14 protein-coding genes and 3 pseudogenes are annotated in these 19,947 nt (G+C 71.4%); 6 read left to right on the top strand and 11 right to left on the bottom strand.

Translation table 11 applies throughout. The annotated features are described in order from the left end of the window. The 6 genes and pseudogenes from ABZY57_RS26740 to ABZY57_RS26715 form a co-directional block, all read right to left on the bottom strand. Nucleotides 1–820 (bottom strand): annotated as a pseudogene (locus ABZY57_RS26740) (hypothetical protein); the annotation flags it as partial. Continuing rightward, nucleotides 817–2,058 (bottom strand): glucarate dehydratase family protein, encoded by a 1,242-nt coding sequence (locus ABZY57_RS26735; protein ID WP_356516090.1) that lies wholly within the window; start codon nucleotides 2,056–2,058, stop codon nucleotides 817–819. The gene ABZY57_RS26735 and the pseudogene ABZY57_RS26740, both read right to left, overlap by 4 nt. After that, nucleotides 2,058–2,981 carry a 5-dehydro-4-deoxyglucarate dehydratase gene (locus ABZY57_RS26730; protein ID WP_356516088.1) on the bottom strand — a complete coding sequence of 308 codons (924 nt, stop codon included), beginning with the start codon at nucleotides 2,979–2,981 and terminating at the stop codon, nucleotides 2,058–2,060. Before ABZY57_RS26730 ends, ABZY57_RS26735 begins: the two co-directional genes overlap by 1 nt. A gap of 68 nt (nucleotides 2,982–3,049) precedes the next feature. Next, complete coding sequence (locus ABZY57_RS26725; protein ID WP_356516086.1) at nucleotides 3,050–3,898, bottom strand: carbohydrate ABC transporter permease; 849 nt, start codon at nucleotides 3,896–3,898, stop codon at nucleotides 3,050–3,052. Beyond that, on the bottom strand, nucleotides 3,895–4,740 hold the full coding sequence (locus tag ABZY57_RS26720) for a sugar ABC transporter permease (RefSeq protein WP_356516084.1): 846 nt from the start codon (nucleotides 4,738–4,740) through the stop codon (nucleotides 3,895–3,897). The genes ABZY57_RS26725 and ABZY57_RS26720 overlap by 4 nt, the downstream gene beginning before the upstream one ends. A 92-nt stretch (nucleotides 4,741–4,832) precedes the next feature. Next, on the bottom strand, nucleotides 4,833–6,185 hold the full coding sequence (locus tag ABZY57_RS26715) for a sugar ABC transporter substrate-binding protein (RefSeq protein WP_356516082.1): 1,353 nt from the start codon (nucleotides 6,183–6,185) through the stop codon (nucleotides 4,833–4,835). 119 nt (nucleotides 6,186–6,304) lie between these two features. Here ABZY57_RS26715 and ABZY57_RS26710 point away from each other — a divergent pair, with 119 nt between their 5' ends. Further along, complete coding sequence (locus ABZY57_RS26710; protein ID WP_356516080.1) at nucleotides 6,305–7,084, top strand: IclR family transcriptional regulator; 780 nt, start codon at nucleotides 6,305–6,307, stop codon at nucleotides 7,082–7,084. A 10-nt stretch (nucleotides 7,085–7,094) separates the two neighbouring features. On the opposite strand, the gene ABZY57_RS26705 is transcribed toward ABZY57_RS26710, so the two are convergent. Next, nucleotides 7,095–8,558 carry a cellulose binding domain-containing protein gene (locus tag ABZY57_RS26705; RefSeq protein ID WP_356516078.1) on the bottom strand — a complete coding sequence of 488 codons (1,464 nt, stop codon included), beginning with the start codon at nucleotides 8,556–8,558 and terminating at the stop codon, nucleotides 7,095–7,097. A gap of 16 nt (nucleotides 8,559–8,574) precedes the next feature. Continuing rightward, on the bottom strand, nucleotides 8,575–10,848 hold the full coding sequence (locus tag ABZY57_RS26700; protein ID WP_356516076.1) for a cellulose binding domain-containing protein: 2,274 nt from the start codon (nucleotides 10,846–10,848) through the stop codon (nucleotides 8,575–8,577). A gap of 343 nt (nucleotides 10,849–11,191) precedes the next feature. On the opposite strand from ABZY57_RS26700, the pseudogene ABZY57_RS26695 reads away from it, so the two are divergent. The 3 genes and pseudogenes from ABZY57_RS26695 to ABZY57_RS26685 form a co-directional block, all read left to right on the top strand. Beyond that, nucleotides 11,192–11,623, top strand: a pseudogene (locus ABZY57_RS26695) (CBM35 domain-containing protein); the annotation flags it as partial. A 42-nt stretch (nucleotides 11,624–11,665) separates the two neighbouring features. Beyond that, nucleotides 11,666–12,607, top strand: a pseudogene (locus ABZY57_RS26690) (glycoside hydrolase family 5 protein); the annotation flags it as partial. Between the two features lie 293 nt (nucleotides 12,608–12,900). After that, on the top strand, nucleotides 12,901–13,767 hold the full coding sequence (locus tag ABZY57_RS26685) for a YhjD/YihY/BrkB family envelope integrity protein (protein WP_356516074.1): 867 nt from the start codon (nucleotides 12,901–12,903) through the stop codon (nucleotides 13,765–13,767). 353 nt (nucleotides 13,768–14,120) lie between these two features. Here ABZY57_RS26685 and ABZY57_RS26680 read toward each other — a convergent pair whose 3' ends face one another. Then, complete coding sequence (locus ABZY57_RS26680; protein ID WP_356516072.1) at nucleotides 14,121–15,164, bottom strand: PP2C family protein-serine/threonine phosphatase; 1,044 nt, start codon at nucleotides 15,162–15,164, stop codon at nucleotides 14,121–14,123. A 328-nt stretch (nucleotides 15,165–15,492) separates the two neighbouring features. On the opposite strand from ABZY57_RS26680, the gene ABZY57_RS26675 reads away from it, so the two are divergent. Next, nucleotides 15,493–16,233: a hypothetical protein gene (locus tag ABZY57_RS26675; RefSeq protein ID WP_356516070.1), complete on the top strand. Its 741-nt coding sequence runs from the start codon at nucleotides 15,493–15,495 to the stop codon at nucleotides 16,231–16,233. Nucleotides 16,234–16,287: 54 nt separating this feature from the next. On the opposite strand, the gene ABZY57_RS26670 is transcribed toward ABZY57_RS26675, so the two are convergent. Continuing rightward, nucleotides 16,288–17,283 carry an HAD-IIA family hydrolase gene (locus tag ABZY57_RS26670; RefSeq protein WP_356516068.1) on the bottom strand — a complete coding sequence of 332 codons (996 nt, stop codon included), beginning with the start codon at nucleotides 17,281–17,283 and terminating at the stop codon, nucleotides 16,288–16,290. On the opposite strand from ABZY57_RS26670, the gene ABZY57_RS26665 reads away from it, so the two are divergent. Next, nucleotides 17,227–18,525, top strand: coding sequence for a phosphoribosyltransferase (locus tag ABZY57_RS26665; RefSeq protein ID WP_356516066.1), 1,299 nt, complete (start codon nucleotides 17,227–17,229; stop codon nucleotides 18,523–18,525). The genes ABZY57_RS26670 and ABZY57_RS26665 overlap by 57 nt on opposite strands. A gap of 24 nt (nucleotides 18,526–18,549) precedes the next feature. Here ABZY57_RS26665 and ABZY57_RS26660 read toward each other — a convergent pair whose 3' ends face one another. Next, on the bottom strand, nucleotides 18,550–19,620 hold the full coding sequence (locus tag ABZY57_RS26660) for a glycosyl hydrolase (protein ID WP_356516064.1): 1,071 nt from the start codon (nucleotides 19,618–19,620) through the stop codon (nucleotides 18,550–18,552). Nucleotides 19,621–19,947 lie beyond the last annotated feature (327 nt).

The following is a 19,947-nucleotide window of genomic DNA, read 5'->3' as shown; positions in this document are numbered from 1 at the left end:
CCAGTACCCGCCCGCGCAGGGCGTCGGCGGCCTCGTGCCTGACCCGCAGGAGTGCCTCCCCGAGCTCCGGCGGTAGTTCCTGCCCGCCGCGCAGGCGCCGCGTCACCTGGTCCGGATCGAGTCCGGTCGCCTGCCACGCGGCTCGGCAGGCCCCGCAGCAGCACACCGACAGGGCCCGCAGCTCGGCGGCCGGGTAGGCCCCGTCGGTCTTCTCGTGGCAGCCGGCGTGCACGGCGCCCAGCTGGCCCGCGGACTCCAGTGAGACCCCGCGCACCGCGTCCGGGGGCAGGCCGCGCAGGGCTTCGGCGGCGAGGGTGGCGCAGTACTCACGGACCTCCTCCTGCGCGGGACAGAGTCCGTAGGGGTAGGTCTCACCGAAGCAGTTGGTGACGGCGAGGTCTGGGTGCCGGGTGCCCAGCAGGCTGTTGTGGGCCAGTACCAGCCAGGCGCTCACCGGGATGCCGGCTCCGGACAGCGCCTGGGCGGCGGCGCCCGCCGGGTCGGGACCCTCCACCCAGGTGGCGCCGGCCGGTACCAGGCGCCGCCCCGCCCAGGCGCGGGCCCGTACGGGGCGGTAGAGGGCGGAGTGCCGGGCGTCGACGAAGCGGTGGCGCGGGTGCAGCGGGGTGGCGGCGCGGGTGGAGTGGTAGGTCACGGCCAGGGTCACGGCGTCCAGTCCGGCGGCGCGGACCCGGTCCACGAAGCCGGGATCGCCGAGGACGTCCCAGGGGTAGGCGTGGCCGGAGACCGTCGGGGACGCGCACGGGGGCCGGGGCGGGGGTGGCGTCGCTACCGGGGGCGGGGGCGGGGGCGGGGTCACCAACGCGGGCGCCTCTTCTCGAAGCCGGGGTCGAAGGTCTGCATGTAGCCGGTGTCGTCCCGCTCCCGGATGCCGCAGCGGAGATAGTTCTCGTGCAGCCGGGCGAGCGCGTCGGGATCGAGCCGGACCCCGAGGCCCGGCCGGTCGGGGACCGCCACCGAGCCGTCCTCGATCTCCAGGGGCTCGGCGAGTACGTCCACCCCGCACTGCCACGGCTTGTGGGTGTCCGCCGCGTAGGTCAATTCGGGCAGCGTCGCCCCGAGTTGGGTCATGGCGGCCAGGCTGATCCCGAGGTGGCTGTTGGAGTGCATGGAGACGCCGACGCCGAACGTCCCGCAGGTCGCGGCGAGTTCGGCGGAGCGTCGCAGCCCGCCCCAGTAGTGGTGGTCGGCCAGCACCACGCCGACGGCGCGCCGGCCGAATCCCTCGGGGATGTCCTGGGGGCCGACCACGACCATGTTGGTGGCCAGCGGCATGGGAGCCGCCCGCGCCACCTCGGCCATGCCGGGTATTCCGGGAGTGGGGTCCTCCAAGTACTCCAGCAGGCCCTCGGTCTCCGCGGCCACCTTGATGGAAGTCTCCACGGTCCAGGCCTGGTTGGGGTCCAGTCGCAGCGGGTGACCGGGGAAGAAATCACGCAGGGCGCGGATCGCCTCGATCTCCTCCCCCGGCGGCCGTACGCCGCCCTTCAGCTTCAGCGAGCGGAAGCCGTAGGTGTCCACCATCGCCCTGGCCTGCGCGACGATCCCGTCCGGGTCCAGCGCCTCCCCGTACGGATCGAGGCCGGCCCATTTGTAGAAGAGGTACCCGCAGTACGGCACCCGGTCGCGGACCCGTCCCCCCAGCAGGTCGGCGACGGGCCGCCCCGCCAGCTGTCCCTGGAGGTCGAGGCAGGCCACCTCGAACGGGCTGAGCACCCGCAGCACGGTCTTCTCCGGGGTGGAGCCGCCGGTCAGGCCGTGCCGGTCCGGGGCGTCGGCGCCCCCGAGCGCGGACCGGATCCGGCGCAGCAGACCGTGCGTGTCGTACGGGTCGAGCCCCACCAGGACCCCGGCCGCCTCTCGCAGCAGCGCGAGGTGCGGGGCGTCCCCGTAGGTCTCGCCGAGCCCGGTCAGCCCGTCGCCGCAGCGGAGCTCCACGATGGCGCGCAGTGCCCAGGGCTGGTGCACCCCGGCGGAGTTGAGCAGGGGCGGGTCGGGGAACGCCACCGGTGTGACGACCACTTCCCTGACGCGCATCACACCTCCAGTGCGGCGAGGGCCGCGCGGCCGCGGGCGATGATGTCGGCGAGGCGGCGTTCGTGCTCCGGTGAGGCGTCCACGAGCGGCGGCCTGACGGGGCCCATGGCCAGCCCGCCGAGCCGCGCACCGGCCTTGACCAGCGAGACGGCGTACCCGGGCGCGGCGTCGCGCAGGGCGACGAACGGCAGGTAGAACTCGGCGAGCAGTGCCTGTACGGCCTCCTTGTCCCCGGCGCGTACCGCGCGGTGGAAGCCGGTGGCGATGTCGGGGGCGAAGCAGAGCACGGCCGAGGAGTAGCAGGGCACGCCGATGGCCTCGTAGGCCTGGACGGAGAGTTCGGCGGTGGGGAGGCCGTTGAGGAAGCCGAACCCGGCGGCGCGCGGGTGGCCGCTGGTACGGATGGCGGTGACGAGGCGCAGCATGGCGTCGACGTCGCCGCGCCCGTCCTTGATGCCGGTGACGGTGGGGATGTCGAGGAGCCCTACCGCGGCGGCTTCGTCGAGGACGGCGTTGGCCCGCTGGTAGACGGTGACCGGGAGCGCGGTGGCGGCGGCGACGTAGCGGATGTGTTCGAGGAGTCCGGCCGGGGTGGAGGAGATGAGGTACGGCGGCAGGAGCAGCAGGCCGTCCGCGCCGCACTCGGCGGCGATCACGGCGAACTCGCCGGCCATCCGGGGGCCGCCGCCGCAGCCGGCGACGACCGGGAGGCGGCCGTCGGCGACGCGTACGGCGGTGGCGACCACGTCGCGGTACTCGTCGGCCGAGAGGGCGGTGAATTCGCCGGTGCCGCATGCCACGAACAGGCCGGCCGGGTCGGCGGCGATCTGCCGCTCCAGGTGGTCGGCGAAGACGGCCAGGTCGACCTTGTCGTCGGCGGTGAACGGGGTCAGTGGAAAGGACAGCAGCCCTTGCAGGCGCATGGGTTCCCCTTGGGAGTGGGTTCGGGTGTGGGAGTGCGCTGGGCGTGGGAGTGTGCGGGCGCGGCGTCTCAGCCCTTGACGGCGCCGGAGGTCAGGCCGCGCATGAACTGGCGCTGCATGGCGATGAAGGCGATGACGCTGGGCAGGAGGGCGAGGAGGGCGGCGGCGAGCAGCACGCCGATGCCGACCTCCTCGTCGGCGCGCAGCGTGCGCAGGGCGAGCGGCAGGGTGAACTGCCGGGCGTCGGTGGCGACCAGCAGCGGCAGCATGTACTGGTCCCAGATCATGGTGAAGCCGAAGATGCCGATGACGCCGAGGGCGGGTCTGCACAGTGGCAGGATCACCGACCAGAAGACCCGCAGGTCACCGGCTCCGTCGAGGCGGGCGGCCTCCTCCAGCTCCACCGGGATCTCCTTCATGAACTCCGCGGTGACCAGGATGGAGAAGGCCCAGGCGCCGACCGGGATGATCATTCCCCAGAGGCTGCCGGTGAGCGACAGGTCCGAGAGGACCAGGGACAGCGGGATCGCGAGGATCTCCTCGGGCAGCATCATGGTGCTGAGAATGAGCAGGAAGACGAGCCGCAGACCCGGGAAGCGCTTGCGGGCGAGGGCGTAGGCCGCCGAGATGCTGACGCCGATCTGGAGCAGCAGCCCCCCGCCGACCACCAGGAAGGAGTTCAGCAGGTAGAGCAGTACGTCGCGGTCGATGGCGGCCCGGAAGTTCTCCAGTGTCGGCCTGGTCGGCAGCAGGGTCAGCGAGGTCGGGTCGGTGCTCCGGTTGAAGGCGCTGGCCAGCAGGGCCAGCAGTGGCCCCGCGAAGACCGTCACCAGCAGTGCGTACAGCGCCAGCTTGCCGAGCGCGGCGGCCGGGCCGCGCCGCTCCTCCAGGCCCAGGGCGGTGTCGAGACGGCTCATCGCGCCCCCTCCTTTCCGCGGGCGCGACCCCGGTTGGCACCGGCACCGGCTCCGGCTCCGGCTCCGGCTCCGGCTCCGGAAAGCCGTACGGCCAGGGTGAGCGCGACGGACGCGGCGAGCAGCACCATCGATCCGGCTGCCGCGACGCCCAGCTCGCCCCGCTCCAGGCCGAGCTTGTAGATCAGGGTCATCAGCACCTCCGTGGAGCCGTCGGGCCCGCCGTTGGTGAGCAGGAAGATCTCGGTGAAGACCCGCAGCGAGCGGATCGCGGCGAGGGTGAACAGGATGACGAACGCCGGGCGCAGCGCCGGCAGCGTGACGTGCCAGACCCGGCGCCGCACTCCGGCGCCGTCCGCGGCCGCGGCTTCGTACAGGGTCCGGTCGACGCCGGCCAGCGCGGCGAGGAAGATCATCATGTCGTAGGGCGCGCCGCGCCACACGCCCACCGCCATCACCGACCACAGGGCGCTGTCGGGGTTGTTGAGGAACTGCGAGGGCCCGGCGCCCAGCCAGCCCAGCAGGGTGTTGACGGCCCCGTCGGCGGCCGGGTGGTAGAGGATCCGCCAGACTTCCGCGACGACCGCCATCGCGGTCACGGTCGGCAGGAAGACGGCGGTGCGGACGATCCACAGCCGCCGGGCGGTACCCTCCAGGAGCAGGGCGAGCGCCAGCCCGAGCACGACCGAGCCGCCGGTCTGGCCGACGGCCAGGACCAGCGTGTGCCCGATGGCGTCGAGGAAGGCTTCGTCGGTGACCACCTGCCGGTAGTTGGCCGTGCCCACCCACCGGTCGCCGAGGTAGGGACGCACCTCGTGGAAGCTCATCTCGATCGCCCGCCACATCGGCAGGAACTTGAAGAGCGCGAACAGGAGCAGTGCCGGGGCGAGGAACAGCCAGGGGGTCGGCCACCCCCGTCCGGGGCGGGTCTGCCGGATCAGGACCCCGCCCCCTGCTTCTTCAGCTCCTCGGCGAACGAGGCGGCGAGCTTGCCGAGCACGGCTCCGGGGTCGGAACCGCAGTCGGCGACCATGCCGTTGAGCGCCTCGGCGGAGGCCTGGCGGAACGGGGTCCACTCCTTCACCACGGGCGAGTAGCGGCCGGACTCGCGGTAGACCTCGTCGAAAACCTGCCAGCGGGCGTCCTTTCGGACGGCGGACAGCTGGACGGACTTGTTGACGGGCAGCCGGACCACGTTGCCCGCGGTGTCCCCCGCCATGCCCGCGCTCTGCCCTTCGGCGCCGATGAGGAACTCGGCGTACTTCAGCTGGCCCTTGGGGTTCTTCGAGCCGGCCATCAGGTAGGCGTTCTCGCCCTCGGCGAGGACGGCGCGCTTGCCGCCGGGGCCGGGCGGCAGCGGCAGGACCTCGTACTTGTCCTTGCCGAGGGCCTTGTCGAAGCGGGCCATGTTGTAGGGGCCGGTGAGGTAGATGCCGCCCTTGCCGGTCTCGAACAGCGGGTGCGCCTGGGTGGTCTCGGCGGTGACCGCGCCCGGGACCACGCTCTTGTCGGCGCAGAACTGGTCCTTGAGGTGCCGAGCGGCCGCGACCGCCGCGGGGCTGTCGATCGCGGGCTTCAGGTCCTTGCCCTCGCCGGTGAAGTACTCGCCGCCCGCCGACCAGAGGTAGCTGGAGAAGTACCAGTCCATGTATCCGCGCTTGGTGGTGCCGGGGACGACGTAGCCGTAGGTGTCGGCCTTGCCGTTGCCGTCGGGGTCCCCGCTGGTGAACGCCGCCGCGAGGGCGTCGAGTTGGTTCCAGTCGGCGGGCGGTGCGATGCCCAGCTTCTCCCGCCAGTCCTTGCGGACGAAGAGGGCGAAGGTCTGCGCGGAGAAGGGCACGCCGTAGTACTTGCCGTCGGCGGCCCGGGCGGCCTCCCAGGAGCTGGGGATCAGCTGGTCGCCGCCCGCCACCTCGGACTGCTCCACTTCGCGGACCAGGCCCTGCTTGACGAGGGTGCCGAGCTGCGCGGTGTCGTTGACGATCAGGTCCGGCAGGTCCTTCTGCGCTGCGGCCTGCTGGAGCTTGGTCTCGAAGTCGTCGAACAGTGCGGTGACCTCGGCCTCGACTCCGGTGGCCTTGGTGAAGGCGGCGGCCAGGTCCTGGTGGGTCTTCTCGGTGGGCGAGCCGGGGGGCTTGCGGACCCAGATCTCCAAGGGGGCCTTGTCGTCACCGCCGGCGCTGTCGGGCCCGGAGTCCGCACCGCAGCCGGCGAGGGTCCCCAGGGTGAGTGCGGCGGCCAGCGAGGCGGCCAGGACGGTGGGTGCTGCTCTGCGATCCGTGCGATTCATGAGAGGTGGATCCTCGTCTAGATATGTGGACAGGATCTGAGAATGTGGTTGCCCTGCAAGGGAAAGTAAGCGTCCGCTACCATGCCGGTCAACAGCCGCGCGGAACTTGGAGGATGTACATGGCCGGAGTCACGCCGGACGTCGCGACGGTCAAGTCCGCCGAGCGAACCGTGCGCATCCTGGAGGCACTTGCCGCCTCACCCGAGAAGCTCACGGTGTCCGAGCTCCAGGACCGCCTCGGGTACCCGCGCAGCAGCCTGCACGCACTCGTGCGGACCCTGCGCGAACTCAAGTGGGTGGAGTCGGACGACAGCGGCTCCGCCTTCGGCGTCGGCCCGCACGCGCTCCTTTCCGGGACCGCCTACCTCGACCGGGATCCCGCTCTGCCGTACGCGCACGCGGTGATGGAGGACCTCCGCGAGGAAACGGGCTACACCGTCCACTTCGCCCGCCGGGACGACGCGTACGTCCTCTACCTGGCCAGCCGCGAGGCGCGCGACAACGTCCGCGCCATCTCCCGGGTCGGCCGCCGGCTGCCGGCCCATCTGACCGCGCTGGGACAGGCGTTGCTCGCCGACCTCACCACCGAGGAGGTGGACGCGGTACTGCCGGACCATCTGGAGGCCTTCACCCCGAACACGGTCACCGACCGTGCCGAGCTGTACGCCGAGCTCGCCCTGGTACGGGACCGGGGCTGGGCCCTGGAGCGGGAGCAGGGCACCACCGGGGTGGCCTGCCTGTCGGCGCCCGTGCACTACCGGATCCCCGCCTCGGACGCCATCAGCTGCTCGATGCCTGTGGCGGCCGCGACCGAGGCGGAGACCGAGCGCGTCGCGAAGGCGGTCGTCGCCCATGCCACCGCCCTCGCGAACACGCTGCGCCGTCACGGCATCAGATGACCCGTCACCGTCACGGCACGACGGGAACGTTGGTGAGACCCGCCGTCGCCCCCGTGACGGTGTTGGAGGAGTGGACGACATTGGGCCGGGCGGAGCACTTCGACACCGAGGTGATCTTCACGGCGTAGGCGCCGACACCACCGAGGTCCGACGTGTTGTTCCGCCACACCGTGCCGCAGCCGTTGGCGAAGGCCGGGGTGGTGGTGGGGTTGTGCGTCTCGTAGCCGTTGGCGAAGGTGCCCGGCGGGGCGAAGGTGCCCCGGTTGCCCTCGATCACGTAGTCGACGCCCTTCACGTCGACCCAGGAGTCTGCGGAGTTCTGCCCCGTGATCCCCCGGCCGTCGAAGGTGTTGCCGCGGACGGTTCCGGCGAAGGTCCCCTCCTTGATGTCGATGGGCTCCGCGGCCACGTAGGGTCCGATCCGGTTGTTCTCCACGAGCACCCGGTCGGAGCGGTCCACCCCGCCGGAGTTCCCGTGGCAGCCCCAGTTGGAGCCCGCCGAGCCGAGGTAGACGCCCTCGCCGTAGCCGGGCTGGACCAGGCCGGTGTGCTCGATGACGGAGTCGCGGATCACGCCGTCCGCGGAGGATTTCCGGAAGTGCACCCCCTCCTCCTCGACGTGGTGGACGTGCAGCCCGTCGGCCTTGACGTGGTGGGAGTTGTCGATCACCACGCCCTTCTTGGAGTCCTTCACGGTGAAGCCGGTCAGGTTCCAGTACGGCGCCCCGTACAGCCACAGCCCGTAGCCGGAGTCCCATCCGGCCGTGGGCGCGGGGCAGGACGGGGCGGTGCCGGACGGGCCGTCGTTGACGAGGACGGCTGTGCGCGGGCCGGTCAGGGTGATCGGCCCGGCCGCCGTACCGGCCCGCTCGGTGACGAAGGACCCCCGGTACTCGCCGGCCGCCATCCGGATGGTCTGGCCGGGCGTGGCCGAGGCCAGCGCGCTCCGGAGCTCGGCCGCGGTGTCGACATCGACCACGGGGCCGGGCGGGAAGGTGGGAGTGGGGGTCGGCGTGGGGGTCGGGGTCGGCGTAGGGGTCGGGGACGAAGTCGGAGTGGGAGTCGGGGTTCCCGGGCCGCCGGCGCACGGCGCACCGTTGATCTTGCAGTTGAGCGGCAGCCCGAGGCCCGCGGCGTTGAAGCCGAAGCTCTTCGAGCCGCCCGGCGCGATGTCCCCGTTCCAGGTGACGTTGGTGAAGGTGAAGTGCTGGCCGCTCTGGGTCCTGTTCGCCGACCAGTGGCTGCTGACCGTCGTTCCGGCCGGCAGGTCGAACTCCACCTTCCAGGCAGTGGCGTTGGCGTCCCCACCGTTGGTGACGGCCACGTCGGCTCCGTAGCCGGAGTCCCACACGCCGGCCTGCGTGACGCGGGCGGTGAGGCTGGGCGCGGCGGCCTGTGCGGGCAGGGTCAGCGCCCCCGCCGCCACCAGACCGGCTACGGCGGCCACGGCGGCTCCCGGTATCGCTCTGCGCATGCGTTCGGCTCGCTTCCTACTGGCGGACGACGGTGAGTTGGGCGGGGAGGCCGAGCCCGGCCGCATTGAAGCCGAAGCCCTTCTCCTGGCCGGCGGCGATGCCGCCGTTCCAGGCCACGTTGGTGAATCCGAACCGCTGGCCGCTCTGCGTCCTGTTCGCCGACCAGTGGCTGGACACGCTCGTGCCGGAGGGCAGGGTGAACTCGACCTTCCAGCCCGAGACGGCGGTGGCGCAGTCGTTCCTGACGAACACGTCCATGCCGTAGCCGCTGCTCCAGGCATTGGTCCGGACGGTCCGCACGGTCAGGCAGCCGACCGGCGGGGTGGTCGGTGAGGAGGTCGGCGTAGGTGTGGGAGTGGGAGTAGGCGTAGGTGTGGACGTCGGCGTAGGTGTCGGGCCTCCCGTCAGGGACTTCAGGAAGAGCGAGGCCCCGGTGTCCGTCCTGGTGGCGTCCACACCGTGGCCGCCCGTGTAGTCCAGCCGCTCACGGCCCGCCCAGTCGGGGATCGCGGTGCTGCTCTGGTCGAGGTGCTTCCACGCCGTGCCGCTCCAGCCGAACTGGTAGACCCGGCCGGTGTCGGAGTAGTACGGGGTGTAGCCCGCGCCCGCCGCGGCCTGCTTGCTCATGGCGTTGTTGAAGAAGACGTTGCGCGGGCCGCTCGAGCCGGACCACTTCACCGCCTTCTTGCCCGCGCCCCACCAGATCGGGTACCAGGTGGAGGCGTCGGGGCCACCGCCGCCCTCCTCGCCGCAGTTCGCCCGGCAGTTGGCGGAGCGGTGATCGAAGGGCACGGTCACCGTGTTGTTCTCGAAGAGGTTGTTGCGCTCCCAGCCGCCGTGCAGGTTGAGGTCGGAATCGAAGTCGTTTCCGATGACCACGTTCCCGGAGGCCGACCACTGGAAGGTGAAGTGGCGTAGGTTGCGGGAGGTGTTGCCCGCGTACAGGGAGTCCCAGACGCGCGAGCCGCGGAAGTATCCGTTGCCGCCCTTGCCCTTGTTCCACGAGCCGTCGAGCCGGTTGTCGACGATCTGGAGGCGGTAGGCCTCCTCGGTGACGACCGGGTGGGAACCGGTCATCTCCGTGCGGATGCCCCGGACCCAGGAGTCGGCGGCCCACTTGAAGACGATGCCGTGCATCTCCTCGGCCGGCGCCATGTTGCCGTAGTTGAACTTCGCGTCCGCGGCATTGAGTCCGGGGATGTCCTGGGCGAGCGCGAAGTCCTCGAAGCCGACGCCGAGGACCGGGTCGACGAGCGGCGCGGCCTTGGAGTCGTAGACCGCGCCGGCGATCGGCGCCGAGCCGTCCGAGGTGGAGCTGACCGGGACGTCGAACTCCAGCGGCTTGTCCAGGGTCAGCGTGCGGTTGGCGGTGTCCACGGCGGCGACCGTGAAGATCTGCTGGCGCATGTGGATGTTCTGGAGCGTTCCGTCGGCGGGCCTGACGTCCTGCTCGGCGTAGAACTTCAGCGTGTTCGCCGCCCGGATGTTGACCAGTCCGCCCGCCTGGAAGCCGCCGAGCGCCCCTGCAGAGGCCAGGTGCACGACCTTGTCCCCGGCGCGGGCCGCGAAGCCGGGGTCCCCCGCCTTGTCACGGAGCTTGAGTCCGGCCTTCCAGTGCACGTTGACCGTGCCCTCGAAGAGGTCCTTGCGATCGGCGGGAGCCGCCGCGTACTCGGAGGCGTAGGCCGGGTGCACGCCGCGCGACTGGACGCGGAACAGCCCGCGGCCGGGCCAGATCCACCCGCCCTTGGCCGAGCCCGAGGTCATGCCGTCCTCGTCCCAGTCCGAGCCGTCCGGAGTGAGCGCGTCGTAGCGGGTGTTCGCGTCGGGCCGGAAGACGAAGCGGGTGCCGCCGGCGCCACTGCCCGCACCCCGCAGGACGAGGTGGTCGGCGTCGACCGATATCTGCCGGCTCACGTCGAGGACGCCGGCGGGGAGGGTGATCAGCGACAGCCTGGTGTGGCCCGCGCCGGGCGAACAGGTGGTGCGGATCTGGTCGATCGCCGCCTGGAGTCCGGCCGAATCGTCGGATCCGTCGTTCGGCGTGACTCCGAGGCCGGCCAGTTCCGTGGGGGTGATCCGGCACGCCTCGTCGGGGTTCGTCTGGGCGGCGCCGGGCAGGTCTGCGCCGCCCCGGTAGCCGGCTTTCGACCAGTCGTACAGGCCGCCGACCGGGGTGCGCCGATTGCCTTGGGACAGGTCGAGACCGCTGGTCACAGCGGCGGAAGCGCTGGCGGCAGCGGCCTGCGCGCCGCTGTTCAGGGAGCCGAGGGCGATGCCTGAGGCCATGAGCAGGGCCGTGGCGCCGCCGCATGCGGCGGCGGTTCTCCATCGTGCGGACAACGTTCCTCCTGCGGTGGTGGGGGGAGTCGGGGAGGGGTAGCCGCGGTACATCGTGCTGGTAGACGTCCAGTGGGTCAATGACTGTCCCTGCATCAATTCTCAGTCCACATATGTGGATTGACTGCACGACCCTTGTGGTGGATCACGGGAGGCTGGTATTCCATTCCTTGCCGTTAGGAAACTTTCCTTACGATCGCAGGATCGTCAACGGGATGGAGACATCTTGAGACCCCCACGCTTCCGGCTGCGCACGCTCGCCGCCGCCGGAACCCTCACCGGCAGCCTGCTCGTGGGCCTGGCCGGCGCCCCCGGCATCGCGGCCCCCACCCCCGGCGCTCCCGCTCCCGCGGCGGCCGCCGCCGTGACCAACGAGGCCGAGAACGCCCGCGTCTCACAGGGCCTCGTCGAATCCAACCACGCCGGATTCACGGGTAGCGGATTCGTCAACTACGACAACGTCAACGGCAGTTACGTCGAGTGGACGGTGAACGCGCCCGCCGCCGGCAGCGCCGGACTCACCCTCCGGTACGCCAACGGCACCACCACCAACCGGCCCATGACCCTGACGGTCAACGGCACGACCGTCGCCACCAACAAGGCCTTCAACGGCACCGGTGCGTGGACCAGTTGGGCCACGACCGCCCTGACCGCGAACCTCAAGGCGGGCGCGAACACCATCCGGGCCACCGCCACCACCTCCAACGGCGGGCCCAACGTCGACCACCTGGTGGTGGACACCGCCACCACTCCGCCCCCGACGGGCAGCACCCCGGTCGCGATCAACGGCCAGCTCACGGTCTGCGGCACCAAGCTCTGCAACCAGTACGGCAAGCCCGTCCAACTGCGCGGCATGAGCACCCACGGAACCCAGTGGTACGCCCAGTGCCTCACCTCCGGCTCGCTCGACGCCCTCGCCAAGGACTGGAACGCCGACATCCTGCGCGTCTCCACGTACGTCCAGGAGGACGGCTACGAGACCGACCCGCAGAAGTTCACCGACCTCGCCCACTCGCTCATCGAGCAGGCCACCGCCCGCGGCATGTACGTGATCGTCGACTGGCACATGCTCGACCCGGGCGACCCCAACGCGAACCTCGCCAAGGCCAAGACCTTCTTCACGGCCATCGCGGGCCGCCACAAGGACAAGAGCAACGTCCTCTACGAAATCGCCAACGAGCCCAGCGGGGTGACCTGGGCCAAGGTGAAGTCCTACGCCGAGCAGATCATCCCCGTGATCCGCGGGATCGACTCCAACGCTCCGGTCCTGGTCGGGACGCGCGCCTGGTCCTCGTTCGGCGTCTCGGAGGGCGCCAACGAGACCGAGGTCGTGAACAACCAGGTCAACGCCTCCAACATCATGTACACCTTCCACTTCTACGCCTACTCGCACCGCGAGGAGTACCTGGACACCCTGTCCCGGGCGGCCGACCGTATACCGGTGTTCGTGACCGAGTTCGGCACCCAGAACTACGCGGGTGAGGGCGCCAACGACTTCACCATGACGCAGAAGTACCTGGACCTGATGGCCGCCAAGAAGATCAGCTGGACGAACTGGAACTTCTCCGACGACAACCGCAGCGGTGCCGTCTTCAAGGAGGGCACCTGCGACAGCAACGGCCCGTGGACCGGGACTTCGTCCCTGAAGCCGGCCGGCGTCTGGATCCGTGACCGGATCCGCAGCGCCGACAACTTCCCCACGAGCTGACGCCCGAACCGTCCCGGCCCTCCCCCTGCTCCGGGGGGAGGGCCGGCCGGCTCTCGTACGGGGCCGGCCGTGCGGTGCGGCCGCTCGCTGCTGCTCCGCAGGGGTGGTGGCAGTGACCTGCCAAGTGCTCAGGCCGCCGAAGAGGGCCGGGCCGAGACCGCTCCTCGCACGCGACCGGAGGATTTCCACGCCGCCACGGGCGAGCGGAGATGCCGGAGACGGGCAACTGCGTCATTGTTCTCGGGGAAGGGCGGTCGTGGCCGCCGGGAACCGTGGCCCCGAGGAGTCTCACCGTGCCTGGATCGGAGGCGGGACCCCGCCTGCGCGCCGTCCCCGGCTGGATGCGCCGGCACACCCCTCTCCTGAGCCGGCTCCTGCAGCAGCTCGCGACCGTGAGGGTCCTGGATTGCGCGACCAGGCTGGCCGCCCAGGCCTTCCTCGGCGCCCTACCGGCCATCTTCGTCATCGCGGCGCTCGCACCCGAGTGGCTCAAGGACCAGTTGGTCTCGTCCATCCGTACGACACTGGGGCTCCAGGACGCCGCACTGGACCAGGTACGGGCGGTGTACGCCGGCGACGACGTCACCGCCGCCGCGAGCACGGGCACCGTGGGAGTCGTGGTGACGCTGCTGTCGGCGACCGCGTGCAGCCGCGCCCTGCAGAAGACGTGCGAACGCTCCTGGCACCTGCCCAAGTCCAAGGTCCGGGTCGCCGCCTGGAGGTGGCTGGCCTGGCTGGCCGTCTGGCTGGTCGCCCTGCTGTTCCAGGGGCTGGTGCAGACGGCCTTCGGCACCAGCCGGGCCACTGGTTTCACCTTCGCCGTGGCCAGCGGAATCCTGCTGTGGTGGTGGACCCAGCGCCTGCTGCTCAGCGCCCGGATCCCGTGGCTTCCGCTGCTGCCCGGGGCGGTCCTGGCCGGCGTCGGGCAGCAACTCCTGACGATCGGGTCACGGGTCTACATGCCCCATGCCGTCGACCGCAGCATGCAGCAGTTCGGCAGCCTCGGCTCGGTGTTCGTCCTGCTGTCCTGGCTGATCATGTTCTTCTTCGTCGTCACCCTCGCCATCGCCGTCGGGTACGTGGTGGCCCACGAACCGGTTCCCGCGCGCTGGCTCCGCACTCCCCCGGACCCCGCGACGCCGCCGGCACCGGAGAGGTAGGCGCCGGACACCACGTTCCTCGCCCGCCCTTCCCTGGGGGGGCGCGCGGGCCGATGCCGTGCCGCACAGTTCCGCGTACCGACGGAGCCCTTCTGGCCGCCCCGGGTCTCCCAGCCGCCCTCGGCGGACGGCCGGCGGGCGGCCGTCAGGCACTGTCAGGCAGCTGTCAGGTGGTGCAGAATTCGGCCGCCAGCATGCCGTTCAGGCTGTACAGCTCCCAGAGACCCTGCCCTCGGCGACGAGTGTCGACACCGCCGGGCGGTGCTGCCCGGCAGCGGCGAAACTACGCAGGGCCGGCCGGCAAGGGAAGGGTCAGGACCGCGGGCGGGCGGGGCGCACGGGGTTGGCCGGCTTCATGCGAACCGGTCGATGAGGATCATCGCCACGTCGTCCGTCAGGCGGTTCCCGGTGTGGCGCATGAGTGACTGGTGCAGTGCGTCCAGGAACTCCTGCGGGGAGGTGCTTTCGGGGATCGCCTCCATGGTCTCCTGCAGAGGGAGGAAGTCGTCGTCACGGTTGCGGGCTTCGATCACGCCGTCGGTGTAGAGCAGCAGCCGGTCGCCTGGCAGGAACGGGTAGCTGTCGGGCTCGGCCGGAGGACCGTCGACGAGGTCCTCGAGGCCGAGCGGGGGCTCTGGCGAGGCGGGCATCAGGGCCTGAACCCTGCCCTCCCTCAGCACCAGTGGAGGCGGATGGCCGCGGTTGACCAGGAGCACCACGTGTTCGTCCGGTACCTGGGCGATGAGCGCGGTGGTGAATCCCTCCATGAGGACTTCGGGAAGCTCCGCCTGGGAGTAGGTCCCCGGCACGGCGGCCTCTCGCCGCAGCGCGGCCGCGCAGTGGTTCATGACCTCCTGCACGTCGTCCTCGTAGTGCACGGCCTCCCGGAACGCGCCCAGGGTCACGGCGACCGCGCGTATGGCCGACAGCCCCTTCCCGCGGACGTCCCCCACGATCAGGCGGACGCCGTAGCGCGTCTGCACGGCCTCGTACAGATCGCCGCCGACCAGGGCCCCCGTCCCGGCCGTGAGGCACAGACTGCCCGCCCGTACCGGGCCCAGGAGCTCGGGGACGGGCCGCAGGACGACCTCCTGGGCCGCCACGGCGATCCGCCGGACCTGGTCGAGCTCGCTCTGGCTGCGCGCGCGCACCGCGTTGCTCAGGATGACACTGGCGACCGACACCACGATCAGCCCCAGGAAGTTGCCGATGATCAGCTGGGTCTGGGTTCCCCACGACTGGTTGTAGGTCGCGGAGATCACGTTCACGGCCACCGCGACGGCTGCCGCGGACAGCGTGCCCACCGGGCCCATCGTCAGCGCGGCCAGCGCCGGCGTCGTGCAGAGGACGGGACCGGTGACCAGCACGTGTGCGGGCGAGAGCTCGATCACCAGCACGCCCAGCGCGATCGCGAAGGGCGCACACCGCGCGAGCGTGAACAGGACCTCGCCGTGACCCCCCGCTCCGGGCCGCGGGGACGCTCCTGGCCGATCAGGCGATCGAGGATGTGACCTCATGGGAACAGCCTGCCCCTCGGAGGCTGCCGGGGCCTCCCGGAAGACGCCGGGGCCTCCGGAAGACGCCCGGACTGCGCCCGCCGCAGGGCGGATCTACGCTGATCAGGTGACGGCCGCGTCGGAGGCCATGACATTCGCGGATGCCGTCCCGGGGCCTTGTGGTGCATCCGGGTGCCTTCCGGAGGCGGCGAGAGGGAGGTGAGGCCGGATGTCCGCACCCCGGTCAGCCGCGGCCCGGTGCACGGTCGCCGGAACCGTCTGCTCGTTGATCCTCGTGAGCGCGGGAGGCGCCGCGGCCGATGACAACGGCATCGCCGACAAGAGCCCCCAAGCCATCGCGGACGCCTCTCGTGAGGCCATGTCCGGCGTGACGTCCATGCGCATGGCGGCCAAGGTGACCGACACGTCGGGCACCACCGATCTGGACCTCCGCTTCGACGTGCAGGGGAACTGCGTCGGCAGCGTCACGCCCCCGGGCGGCTCGGGTACGGCCGACATCATCAAGCGCGGCGACGACGTGTGGATGAAGCTCGACGATGCCCTCCTGCGGGCCCAGATACCGGGCTTCGCGGCCGACGACGCGATCGCGCTCGTCAACGGGCGGTACCTGCACGGCACTACGGACAGCTCCCTGCTGCGGGACTTCGCCGAACTGTGCGACCTGGACTTCTTCAAGAAGGAGTTCTCCTCGAAACCGGCGCACGAACAGCTGGCCAAGGGATCGCGGACCACCGTCGACGGCCGTCCGGCCATCACGGTCACGAGCCGGCACGACGACCGGACGGGCACGTACCAGGTCTCCACGGAGGACGAGCCGTACCTCCTGCGGGTCCAGGGCACCGAAGCGCCCGACAAACGGGTCGAGGCGACCTTCTCCGCCTTCGACGAGCCCGTCCCGGCCAAGCCCCCCGCGCCCGCCGACTCGGTCGACATATCCCGGCTCCAGTAGCACCGGCACCGGCCGCGGCCCACGCCGGGAGGCGGCAACGGCTGCCCGCCCGGATCACCGCCCCTTGCGTCCCTCCCGGCGCCCGAGCCGTTCCAGCAGCGCGGGAACGTCCGCGAAGGAGTCGAGGACGTGGTCCGGCGTGCCGTCTGCGGCCCGGTGCGTCTCGGGCAGGTACTTGCCGGTCTTGACGAGTACGCCGGTGATTCCGATGCGCTGGGCCGCCAGGACGTCGGATTCGATGTCGTCGCCCACCATGAGCGCTTCGGACGGGGTGACGCCCACGTGCGCGAGGGCCGCGGCGAAGAACGCCTCCGCGGGTTTTCCGGTGACCTCCGCCTCGACCCGGGCGGCCCGTTCCAGCCCCAGGAGGAAGGCTCCCGTGTCGAGGTCGAGGCCGGCGGCCGTGCGCCAGTACAGGTTCCGGTGCATGGCGACGAGACGGGCGCCCTGCTGCAGATGCCGGAAGGCCCGGTTGAGGGCCTCGTAGCCGAATGCTCCACCCGCGCCGCCGAAGACGACGACGTCCGGGACGGCACCCTCCGCATCCGATTCCGGTTCCGCGTCCTCCACGAGCGGCACGCCCGCGAGATCGTCACGGACGTCACCGGTGTTGAGCAGCAGGCAGCGCGCGCCCGGGTAGTGCTCGCGCAGGTACGCGGCGGTGGCGGCGGGTGCGGTGAGGATGTCGTCGACACCGACGGGGAAGCCCGCCCCGGCCAGTTTCGCGGCGATCGAGGCGCGGGTCCGTGAAGTGTTGTTGGTGACCAGCACCAGGGGCAGTCCTGCGGAGCGGAGCTGCCGCATGGCCTCTACGGAGCCTGGCAGAGGCTTCCAGGACACCGTGAGCACGCCATCGATGTCGATCAGGACCGCTCCGATTCGTTCCATACGACAGACCGTCCCCGAGTTGCGAAGAAGCCGCAAACGGGGTTCTTTCGGAGTAGGTGCATACAGGGTTTCCGGCTCTCCCCTGGTGTCTGAGGGTGACCCACCGTGATGTTCACTGATCGCGTGGACGCGGGACAGCGTCTTGCCGAAGCGCTCCGTCATCTGGAGGCGGAGGACCCCGTCGTCCTGGGCCTGCCCCGGGGCGGAGTTCCGGTGGCCTTCCAGGTGGCGCGGGCTCTGGACGCCCCGCTCGATGTGATCGTGGTCCGCAAGCTCGGGGTCCCGCACCACCGGGAGCTGGGTTTCGGTGCCATCGGCGAGGGCGGCGTCCGGGTGATCAGCGAGGACATCGTCCGCCTCAGCCGGGTTGCGCAGGAGGACCTCGCGGCGGTCGAGCACGCCGAGGAGGCGGAGCTCGCACGGCAGGGACGAAGGTTCCGCGCCGACCGTCCGCGCGTGGCACTCGACGGCCGGAGCGTGATCGTGGTGGACGACGGGATCGCGACCGGCGCCACGGCGGTGGCCGCGTGCCAGGTCGTACGGGCCATGGGCGCGGCGCGGGTGGTACTGGCCGTTCCGGTGGCGCCGCCGGACGCGGTCGCCCGGCTGCGCACGGAGGCGGACGACGTGGTGTGCCTCTCCACGCCACGAGCGTTCCGCGCCGTCGGCGAGTGGTACCAGGACTTCTCCCAGACCCCCGACGAAGAGGTCGTCGCCCTCCTGGCCCGGGCCGCCGGCCGCACCGTAGCGCGTCGGCCTGATCGGGCCGCTCGGGCCACCGAGGTGCTTGTGGACGCGGGCGGAGTCGGGCTCACCGGGGACCTCACGCTGCCGGAGGGGGCGGGGCCGGTCGTGATGTTCGCCCACGGTTCGGGGAGCAGCCGCCTCAGCCCGCGCAACCGGTCGGTGGCAGCGGCCCTGAACCGTGCGGGCCTGGGCACCCTGCTCTTCGACCTGCTCACAGCGGCGGAGGAGAACGAACGCGCGAACGTCTTCGACATCGAAACCCTCGGCCGGAGGCTGGCGGACGCCACCCACTGGCTGCGGCGCCTCCGGTCCGCCCCGATCGGCTACTTCGGCGCGAGCACCGGAGCCGCGGCGGCGTTGCGGGCCGCCGCGTCCGCCGACGCGGACATCGGCGCCGTGGTCTCCCGCGGTGGCCGTCCCGACCTCGCCGGACCCTGGCTCGCCGACGTACGGGCACCCACGCTCCTCATCGTGGGCGGCCGCGACACGACGGTGCTCGACCTCAACGAACACGCCCGGCGGGAGCTGCGCTGCGAGAACCGGCTCGTCGTCGTCCCCGGCGCCACCCATCTCTTCGAGGAGCCGGGAGCGCTGGACGAAGTGGCCGGCCTCGCCCGGGACTGGTTCACGACGCACCTGGTGGCACGGGCCGGGTAGCTCCGGCCGAGTGGCAGGCACCGGCTAGCCCGAATCCCCTTCCCCGGCCCGGAACTTGTCCGCCGGGTCGGAGCGACGGCTCTGCCCACCGGGCCCACCGCGCCCACCGGAGAGGAAGTCCCGGAACACCCGTGAGGAGCGTGGATTCTGCCCGCACTGCCACACGCCGTGCGGGCAGTAGTCCGTGATGCTGTGGTACAGCGGCCTGTGTTCCTCGATCCACCCCAGCATGCGCCGCACGTACTCGGGGTTGTCGCCGTGCCGGAACAGCCCCCACTCGGGGTACGAGGTCTGCTTGCCGTGGGCCCTGGCGAAGTCGACCTGGTGCTGCAGTCCGTAGGGCTGGGCGACCTGCTCGTCGAAGGTCCGGCCGGGTTCCTGGTCGTACGAGTCCATCCCGACGACGTCGACCACGTCGTCGCCCGGGTAGCACCGGGTCCACGCGATCGCGTCACCGCCACGGTTGGGGGCGAAGTCGAAACGGAATTCCTGCCCCTCCACGGAGCGCATGGCGGCCACGATGCGCCGCCAGTACTTCTTCCAGTTCTCGGGGTCGGGCCGGCACCGGTGGGTGTAGTTGAAGCCGTTCATCTCCCAGCCGAGCACGATCACCGTGTCCGGCACGTCGAGGTCGACCAGCCGCTGGGCGAGCCGCCGGAAGTGGTGGTCGTACGTGCCCCGCGCACCGGTGCGGATCAGCTCGGCGACTCGGGCGTCGGGGAGGCCGGCCTCGTTGCGCTCCTGCATGGGCACGTTCAGGACGAACAGCCGGTCGGCTCTCGCGTTGCGCCACCGCGCCCAGCTCCGCAGGGAATCGGGTGCCCCCTCGATGTTCGCCCAGGTGTCGCCCGGCAGATAGGTGTGCCCGGCGCGCAGCTCGGTACCCCGGAGCCAGCGCGAGAGCTCCTGCATCCGCTCGACGCCGGGCGATCCGTAGTGCAGGTAGGCGCCCACGGCGACCCCGCTCCCGGCACTGCTGCCGGAGCCCTGCCGCGGCGACGTGGTCAGGGCGCCCCGGGCGCACCCGGTCAGGAGCAGGCCGACGGCGACCGCAGTCGCGCAGACGCCCGCCAGCAGGCTGCCTCGACGGGACATGACACCTCCACAAGCCGCGCGCACCGATGTGTCTGTCAGCGACGTTAGGCATCTCATCCGATGCACGGCCTCTCCGGTGTCCCGATGCTGGGCCATTCGCGCCGGTCACCCGCCCGCGCTTGACCCGACCGGGTGAGGCCTCACCGACGGCACCGGGCGGGTCCCGTGCCGTCGGGCGCACGGCCGAGCGCCCGCGCGCGGGACGTCAAGGCACGGCGCACGGGCCGGGCAGGCACACGGCACAGCGGCTCCCGCGGCCGGGAGCCGCTCCGGTAGCGTGGCCGGGTGATCTCCGGTGACACCCTTCTCGAGCGGCTGCGGGAGCTG

The sequence above is a fragment of the Streptomyces sp. NPDC006450 genome (assembly GCF_040612195.1).
In the GTDB taxonomy this organism is placed as follows: Bacteria; Actinomycetota; Actinomycetes; order Streptomycetales; family Streptomycetaceae; genus Streptomyces.
This window is presented reverse-complemented; position numbering and strand designations above follow the sequence as displayed.

Coding starts and splice junctions, on each gene's coding strand:
- ABZY57_RS26735 (WP_356516090.1), bottom strand. CDS start 2,058: ATGCGCGTCAGGGAAGTGGTCGTCACACCGGTGGCGTTCCCCGACCCG.
- ABZY57_RS26730 (WP_356516088.1), bottom strand. CDS start 2,981: ATGCGCCTGCAAGGGCTGCTGTCCTTTCCACTGACCCCGTTCACCGCC.
- ABZY57_RS26725 (WP_356516086.1), bottom strand. CDS start 3,898: ATGAGCCGTCTCGACACCGCCCTGGGCCTGGAGGAGCGGCGCGGCCCG.
- ABZY57_RS26720 (WP_356516084.1), bottom strand. CDS start 4,740: ATGTGGCGGGCGATCGAGATGAGCTTCCACGAGGTGCGTCCCTACCTC.
- ABZY57_RS26715 (WP_356516082.1), bottom strand. CDS start 6,185: ATGAATCGCACGGATCGCAGAGCAGCACCCACCGTCCTGGCCGCCTCG.
- ABZY57_RS26710 (WP_356516080.1), top strand. CDS start 6,305: ATGGCCGGAGTCACGCCGGACGTCGCGACGGTCAAGTCCGCCGAGCGA.
- ABZY57_RS26705 (WP_356516078.1), bottom strand. CDS start 8,558: ATGCGCAGAGCGATACCGGGAGCCGCCGTGGCCGCCGTAGCCGGTCTG.
- ABZY57_RS26700 (WP_356516076.1), bottom strand. CDS start 10,848: ATGGCCTCAGGCATCGCCCTCGGCTCCCTGAACAGCGGCGCGCAGGCC.
- ABZY57_RS26675 (WP_356516070.1), top strand. CDS start 15,493: ATGTCCGCACCCCGGTCAGCCGCGGCCCGGTGCACGGTCGCCGGAACC.
- ABZY57_RS26670 (WP_356516068.1), bottom strand. CDS start 17,283: ATGACGGAGCGCTTCGGCAAGACGCTGTCCCGCGTCCACGCGATCAGT.
- ABZY57_RS26660 (WP_356516064.1), bottom strand. CDS start 19,620: ATGTCCCGTCGAGGCAGCCTGCTGGCGGGCGTCTGCGCGACTGCGGTC.